Source organism: Facklamia sp. P12945 (assembly GCF_050409485.1).
GTDB lineage: Bacteria > Bacillota > Bacilli > Lactobacillales > Aerococcaceae > Facklamia.
This window is the reverse complement of the sequence record NZ_JBNUPJ010000033.1, coordinates 1-7,706: the sequence shown is the minus strand read 5'-3', so window position 1 is coordinate 7,706 and position 7,706 is coordinate 1. Positions and strand designations below refer to the sequence as shown.

The 7,706-nt window shown below is 40.0% G+C and carries 6 protein-coding genes and 1 pseudogene; 3 read left to right on the top strand and 4 right to left on the bottom strand.

The features are described 5' to 3' along the window. The coding region (locus ACQV2X_RS08300; protein ID WP_428894419.1) for an HTH domain-containing protein at nt 1-835 on the top strand (835 nt) is incomplete at its 5' end. Nucleotides 836-941: 106 nt separating this feature from the next. On the opposite strand, the gene fni is transcribed toward ACQV2X_RS08300, so the two are convergent. Genes fni through mvk form a run of 4 tightly spaced genes read right to left on the bottom strand, consistent with a single transcriptional unit; the run spans nt 942 to nt 5,203 of the window. Then, on the bottom strand, nt 942-2,030 hold the full coding sequence (gene fni, locus ACQV2X_RS08295; RefSeq protein ID WP_428873334.1) for a type 2 isopentenyl-diphosphate Delta-isomerase: 1,089 nt from the start codon (nt 2,028-2,030) through the stop codon (nt 942-944). Nucleotides 2,031-2,033: 3 nt separating this feature from the next. Then, complete coding sequence (locus tag ACQV2X_RS08290) at nt 2,034-3,182, bottom strand: phosphomevalonate kinase (RefSeq protein ID WP_428882142.1); 1,149 nt, start codon at nt 3,180-3,182, stop codon at nt 2,034-2,036. A 10-nt stretch (nt 3,183-3,192) separates the two neighbouring features. Beyond that, nucleotides 3,193-4,191 carry a diphosphomevalonate decarboxylase gene (mvaD, locus tag ACQV2X_RS08285; protein ID WP_428876170.1) on the bottom strand — a complete coding sequence of 333 codons (999 nt, stop codon included), beginning with the start codon at nt 4,189-4,191 and terminating at the stop codon, nt 3,193-3,195. Next, on the bottom strand, nt 4,184-5,203 hold the full coding sequence (gene mvk / locus ACQV2X_RS08280) for a mevalonate kinase (protein ID WP_428873337.1): 1,020 nt from the start codon (nt 5,201-5,203) through the stop codon (nt 4,184-4,186). The genes mvaD and mvk overlap by 8 nt, the downstream gene beginning before the upstream one ends. A gap of 160 nt (nt 5,204-5,363) precedes the next feature. Between mvk and coaA the strand changes: the two genes are divergently transcribed. Further along, nucleotides 5,364-6,311 carry a type I pantothenate kinase gene (gene coaA, locus ACQV2X_RS08275; RefSeq protein WP_428873339.1) on the top strand — a complete coding sequence of 316 codons (948 nt, stop codon included), beginning with the start codon at nt 5,364-5,366 and terminating at the stop codon, nt 6,309-6,311. Nucleotides 6,312-6,503: 192 nt separating this feature from the next. Further along, nucleotides 6,504-7,430: pseudogene (guaA, locus tag ACQV2X_RS08270) on the top strand (glutamine-hydrolyzing GMP synthase); the annotation flags it as partial. Between the last annotated feature and the right edge of the window lie 276 nt (nt 7,431-7,706).

The following is a 7,706-nucleotide window of genomic DNA, read 5'->3' as shown; positions in this document are numbered from 1 at the left end:
TCAGCGATTTGCTTTCCAACTTAAAGATAACCGAAATGTCTTTCAAAAGATAGACTCTTCCGTTAATTTGAACTATTTACTTTGTCGACATGATTTCAGAGTTGTAAATAAAGACCGTTATGATGATCGAGATGTGGTGATAACCAACCTCATTGATTCCTATGATCGACTTTTAGCCTTTGGGCAAAAACATCTAAATGATTTATTTGTTCTAGACGGGACTTTAAATGTTAATGCAAGAGATATGATTTTAAGGGAGATAATATCCAACACCCTAGCCCATAGGGATTATTCTAGTGGCTTTCCAGCCAAGATGATTATAGATGATGAAAAAATCTTAGTTGAAAATAGTAATCTAGCCCATGGTTTAGGTGTTTTGGATATAAAAAGATTTAAACCCTTTCCAAAAAACCCACCTATATCAAAAGTCTTTCGAGAAATTGGAATTGCTGATGAACTAGGCTCTGGTATGAGAAACACCTATAAATACGCAAAACTTTATTCAGGAGCCGAACCTGTTTTTGAAGAAGGAGATATTTTTAAAACCATCATTCCTCTTAAGGAAATTGCCACGAAAAAAGTGGGTGGGGAGACTGTCGTTCACGGTGACGCTCACGATGTCGTTCACGGTGACGCTCACGATGTCGTTCAGTCCAAGGAAGATTTAATAGACTTTATTATAGATAAGATAAGAGCTAACAATAAGATAACAAGAAAAGAAATAGCTGAACAAGCTGGTGTAAGTGAAAAAACTATTGAAAGACGAATTAAAGAAATAGAAAACCTAAGATATATTGGAAGTGGTAATAATGGATATTGGGAATTAGACGAATAAAAACTATTAAGAAAACTCTAGAGTTGTCAAACATATGTTACACAAGGTGCTTCTAAAATGGGCATGCTTATGTCTTAGCGTCTAACAAAAATAAACATTAAAAAAATTAAGTCTTGAAAGTTTCGCTTTTTCGACTGCGTTGGGCAAGAGCGTTGACATCAAGCTGTCTGGCTGTAGCCCAATGGTAACTTTCGCCACTGAGGATTAAATCTGTTTTGCGCAAATCTTCAATTGATTGACACGATAGGAGGAGTAAGGTTCGTTTAAGGGCTGAGGCCCAATCACCTACCCAATCAACGGTCGCATCAACACCTAATTGGTCCACCGAATGCAGAAATTTGCCTGCAATCCCACAACTTTTAGCGCCCAAAGCTAAAGCTTTGACGATGTCTAAAAAGTCGCGGATACCACCCGAAGCTAAAATGTTGATTTGATCTTGAAAATTCAGCGATTCTAGCAAAGCTTCTACACTGGTTTGCCCCCAGTTGGTCAAGCTTGAAAAGTCTAGCTGGTCATTGCGCTGATTTTCAATCTGAACAAAGTTGGTGCCACCACGTCCACCTAGGTCCACCGTTTGGACCCCTAATTCCTTTAGTTCTTGAAGGGTCTCTTGACTCATACCAAAGCCAACTTCTTTAACAATAACAGGCAACCCTAGGTCATCAACGATTTTTTGAATGTTTTCTTTCCAGTTTGAAAAATCACGATCCCCCTCTGGCATTACAACCTCTTGAGCGGTATTTAAATGAATCTGTAAGGCATCGGCTTGAACTAAGTCGACGGCTCTTTTGGCATTTTCCAGATCATGATGGGCTCCCAGGTTGGCTAAGATAAAGCCTTGGGGATTCATTTGACGAATAATGGTAAAGGAATCAGCCACTTGAGGGTCTTTAAGGGCAGCTGAAATAGAGCCGACCGCCATGGTTAAACCAGTACTTGCAGCAACTTGGGCTAAATGCTGATTGTAACTTTTTGTTTTAGGACTGCCACCTGTCATAGCATTTATATAAAAAGGTAAAGAATGTTTTTTACCTGCCCATTGAGTGGATAAATCAATTTGATGGATATGAAGACGACCCAGTGAATGGTGGACAAAACGGACGTCATCAAAGGAATTATTTTTTCTAGTCTTTTGTTGGTCTAAAGCATAACGCAGGTGGTCATCTTTACGATTGGTCGATAAAGAAGAAGTCATTATCTATTCAATCCTTTCTGAGCTTGATTGTGGGGCCACTTGAAGATTTAGGGGCACAATTCCTTGAACTTTCCATTGCTTGAGAATGATCTCCTTGGTATTTATATCATAACCTAAGGCAATACCGCAATCTCCACCACCAGCCCCTGAACTCTTGCTAGCATAGCCATGTTGATTACCAATTTCAATCAGCTGATTTAAAGCAGCCGTTTCAATGGATAGGTTATAAGCCTTACCTAAGCCAAGTAGTAAGTTACGGTAATTACTGATGGCTTGTTGGATTAGGTCTGCTTGATTATTAATTAGTCCATCTTTTAATTGACGAACGACTGCAGGGGCTTGATCTATAAAGGCTTGGAAAGCTTGTGGCTGAGCAGATATTTGGTCTTTTAATTGTTTGACCAAATTGTCGGTAGAAGCCGTATGCTGAGTCCAGCCAATCAGGACTTGCAAGTCTTTAGAAACGGCTAAGTTTTCAATTATTAAATCTGGCCATTCTTGCTTTAATAAAGCCGTAATCGAAGGAGCGTTAGCGATCATTTCTTTTAAAAGCTTGCGATCAGGTGCCATATAATAGGTCCAACCACCAAAAGCGTTAGCAGCGATATCGCCAAAGCTACCAGAAGCTCCTAGACGCAGTTGACTGATAACGGCTAGGCGGTAGAGCCTCTCAGCTGAAAGCTTGATTTTGTGAAAGTTAAGTATAGCTTGGATGGTACCGACTGTTACGGCACCGCTAGAGCCTAGACCGTATTTTTTACCCGAGTCACTTAATAGTTGTGATCGAATGTGTAAATGAAAGTTTCGACTATTAAAGTTCGATTCTTGTAAGAAGGTGTGGGTCACCTTAGCTGCTTCTATCACGTAACGCCACTGGTCCAGTTGATCTTCTTCTAGGGAATAGTCTTCTGCAACTCTCAAGTGCGAATCATCTGTTTCTAAGCAAAGGGGCGCATAGCCTCCTTGATGGTTTTCAATCAGCCAGCCTTTCTTAGTCCTTTGACGGATTGTCAGCTCAAGGTACTGGTCGACCGCAATCAAGATAGCTGCTTGCTTAGGCGCCAAAACAGCGTATTCACCAGCAATATAGAGTTTGCCAGGGATTTTTATGGTTTGAGTTTGTGATGATTGAAGGCAATGCCTAGGATTCATGACGATCCTCCTAATGATTAATAAGCGGAATTGAGAAGGGTTGAGGTCCGGGGCGAGAGACAATAATTGTTTGCGGGTGAAAGTCTTGCCTCAACTTTTCTTGAATGGCAGGAATTTGACTGTAGGGACAGATGATTTTAACATTCGGTCCCGCATCCATGGTAAAGTAGGCAGTTAAGCCAGTCTTTCTCAGTTGGCGAACGGCTTCCATGGCCTTTAAGGATTCCGCTTGAAAGTAGCTAAAGCTTGGATTAGCTGCCAACATGGTTGCGTGCATCTTCATGGCATTATGTTCAGCGATTTGACCGATTTTTTGAATATCTCTAGCCTTAATGGCTGCCTTAATTAATGCTAAATCTTTAGCTACTTCCTCTGCCCATAAAGCGTAGAAAGGGGAAGTTTCAATGGTGTGTTGCATGGCTTGACGGCTGGAAAACTTTTTAGCCTTATGATTGACTACTAAAGCAATCATGCCAATGTCCCAATCGGCATCATCAAAAGCACGAGCAAAACTCGATTGAGAGTCCTCACCTTGTCCTTTTTCCCATTCCACAAAGCCGCCAAATAAAGAGCGAGAGGCAGAGCCTGAACCAAAGCGGGCCATGATTGAAAGTTCTTCTTGAGATAGATTGAGATTTAAGGCCTCATTACAGGCACAGGCTAAAGCAGCAAAGGCTGAGGCCGATGAAGCTAGACCCGCTGCAGTGGGGACGTGGTTGTAACTAATTACTCGTGCTTTTAAATCCGTGTTCTTGATTTGACGAAACGGGTCTAAAAAGCGCGAAATCTTTTGCCGCTCTTGGATAGATTGAGTTTGATCATTTAGGATAAATTGATCCTCGTCATAACTCTTAGAAAAATGCACTTGTGTTTGCGTATAAAAAGCCTCTAGCGTTAAAGAAAGGCTAGAGGTAACTGGCAACATCAAGTCTTGATTGCGTTTGCCCCAATACTTGATTAAAGCAATATTAGTATGGGCTTGAAAATTAGCAATAAAATCTTTAGTCATGATGTGACTCCTTTGCTTGTTCTGCTTTTGAAAGGTTAAGTAGCCATGTTTTTTCTGCACCGGCTTGTTCCATCGATTCAGCAATCATTTGGGCATGAGTTTGATCTTTAGCCAAGGCAATCACGCAACCGCCCATGCCACCACCGGTTAATTTAGCTCCTAAAGCGCCAGCTAACCAAGCGGCATTGACGATGTGGTCAAGGGAAGGGTTGGAAACACCTAATTGGTTGAGATAATAGTGGTTGTAAGTCATTAAACGCCCTAGTTCAAGTGGATCTTTTTTACGAATCGCTAGGAAGGCTTGACGAACAAAAAACCCAATCGTTTCCATAGCGCCATTAACAAAGCTAGCCTTACTTTGTCTTAGTTGGGCAACGTGATTGACAGCTAATTTGGTCTGGCCAACTTGACCGGAATCAGCCACTACTAAATAAGCTTCTAAGTCCAAATCAAAATCACGAGCTTGCTGACTCTTACAGTATATAATAGATCGATTGGAAGAAGTTACTAGGGTATCTATCCCCGATGTTGATTGATGGGCAATCACTTCTGCTTCATTTGTAATCATGCGTAAGTGATAATCCTTGATGGTCTTACCATAATAGTCACAAACTGCTCGAATTAAAGCCACAGAAACAGCTGCTGAAGATCCCATACCACGCTCTTGTGGTATTTCAGATAGAATTTCAATATGAAGTGGTCTTTTGGGTAGTTGTTTGGAGTCTAAGGTTAGTTTTAAAGCCATCTTTAAATTATTTAAATGATCCGGTGCTTGTTCAAAAGCTCCCTTATAATAAGGACAGTCAATGGTTGAATAAGCGTAAGCAGAAGGTGTCACTTGGACTTTTACCTGACAGGGTTTGAAAGGAATGGCAATGGCCGGATAGTCATAAACCACGGCATGTTCACCCATTAAAATAATTTTAGAATGAGCAAATCCAAGGCCCAGCTTATTTTTTTTGCTTGAAGTTGATTTCAAAGAATAATGAGGTTTACCGAATGAATGGTTCATGAACTAGCTCCTTTCTGTAAAAGATATATATTAATGGTAGCGCTTATGCTAAAATAAGAGCCAAATTAACCATTAAAAAATACTGTTTCATTGGAGTATTTTAACACATATTACAAGAAGTTTGTATTAATTCATTATGAGACTTCAGTAGGAGGAAGATATGTATTTTGCAATGAATGATTATTATGCCACCTATAATCGTAAAGAATGGCAAGCTTTCCAATCGGAAAATTTAGAGATTTTACCGATTGATGAGCTGGCTAGTTTAGTGTCGCTCCAAGACCGTTTGACGCAAACAGATGTTAGAGAAATTTATGGTCCGTTATTACATTATATTGAAGCAGATTTTCAACATACCATGAAATACAATATGGCTAAACAGGAATTTTTTGCCATGGGGGAAGTGGACCCATTTGCATACCGCAAGGTGCCTTTCATCATTGGAATTTCAGGTTCAGTAGCTGTTGGCAAATCAACGACGGCTCGTTTGCTCCATCAATTGCTAAGTGAGACCTTCCCTAAACGGAAAGTGGAGTTAATCACTACCGATGGTTTTCTCTATCCAAATGAGGTTCTAGAACAAAGAGGGATGCTACACCGTAAAGGTTTTCCAGAGTCCTATGATATGTCCTTACTCTTAGAATTTATGACTCATATTAAGACGCAGACTTCTCCTTTCTCAGTACCGACCTATTCCCATCTATGTTATGACATTGTCAAAGGTCAGTATCAAATCATCAATAATCCGGACATTTTAATTGTGGAAGGGATTAATGTTTTGCAACTTCCTTCCAATCAACAAATCTATGTCAGTGATTTCTTTGATTTTTCGATCTATATGGATGCTGAACAAGAACTAATCCATAAGTGGTTTGTTGAGCGATTCTTGGTTCACTTACAAATGGCGAAAACAGATTCTTCTAATTATTATCATAAAATGAGTAATATGAGTCGAGAAGAAGCCATCGCTTATGCAGATAATGTTTGGTTTACCATCAACTTGCCTAACTTAATCCAACATATTAAGCCAACTCGTTCACGAGCGGATGTGGTCTTGCATAAGTCGGTTAATCACTATATTGACCATATTCACGTTAAAAAATACTAAAACTTATCTTTTGGCTGAATAGATTTAAAAGGCGAACAAAAAGGATAAATTCCGAATAAAAACTTGTAAAAACATACTTTCATTCGCTGAAGCATGATAGAATAAACGCAAGAGATAAAATTTAGGAGGAATACAATGGTAGAAGTAAGAAGACCTGAAGCTATGGAACGTATTTCAAGCCCAGAGATGGCTGAGAAATTTATTGAAGAACAAATTTCCTTAATCAGAGAACAAGTAGGCGACAAGAAAGTTCTATTAGCATTATCGGGAGGCGTGGATTCCTCTGTAGTAGCTGCATTATTAATTAAAGCCATTGGCAAACAATTAATTTGTGTCCATGTCAATCATGGCTTATTGCGTAAAGGCGAGCCAGAACAAGTGGTTGAAGTCTTTAAAAACCAAATGGATGCCAACTTAATTTATTCAGATAGTGTGGAGCGCTTCTTAACGAAATTAGAAGGCGTAACTGATCCTGAAGAAAAACGGATGATTATCGGTAATGAATTTATCGAAGTTTTTGCTGAAGAAGCGCGCAAGTTAGAAGGCGTAGACTTCTTAGCTCAAGGAACTATCTGGCCCGATATTTTAGAAAGTGAAGACGGCATCAAAGCTCACCACAATGCGGGGGGTTTACCAGAAGACATGAACTTTGAATTAGTAGAACCTGTGCGGATTCTCTTCAAGGATGAAGTGCGTATAGTTGGTGAAACTTTGGGACTCCCTCATGAGATGGTCTACCGTCAACCCTTCCCAGGACCAGGTTTAGGCGTTCGTTGTTTGGGCGAAATTACTCGTGACCGTTTAGAAGCAGTCAGAGAATCAGATGCAATTTTACGCGAAGAATTTGCTAAGAACGGTCTGGCTGAAAAAGTATGGCAGTATTTTACCGTGGTACCTGATTTTAAATCAACTGGTATCAAAGACGGTAAGCGTACTTACGATTGGCCAGTCATTGTGCGTGCTGTCAATACCAAAGATGCAATGACAGCAACCGTCGAAAACATTCCATTCGATCTTATGCAACAGATTGTTGATCGCATTACCCACGAAGTGCCAGGTGTGAGTCGTGTACTTTATGACTTCACACCAAAACCGACAGGAACGATTGAGTGGGAATAGGTCCCGAGATTTTGTAACCCTTGATTTTACTAACTACTCTAAGGGTACGAGTGGTTCATGATACTGTTTTGATGCTATAAATAGTGGCTAACCACTGGGAATAAAGAATAATAGAAGAAAATAAAAGACTAGTTAAAGAACAAACCCCTGATTGAGGTAAGAGGCGAGTTAGTAACTAGTCTTTTGATTTTGGCTCTATGTCAAATAGGGTTATGCTATCTAAGGAGATTAAGCAATTAACGGTTGCTTGGTCTCCTTTTCTTTTCTTCCTGACAC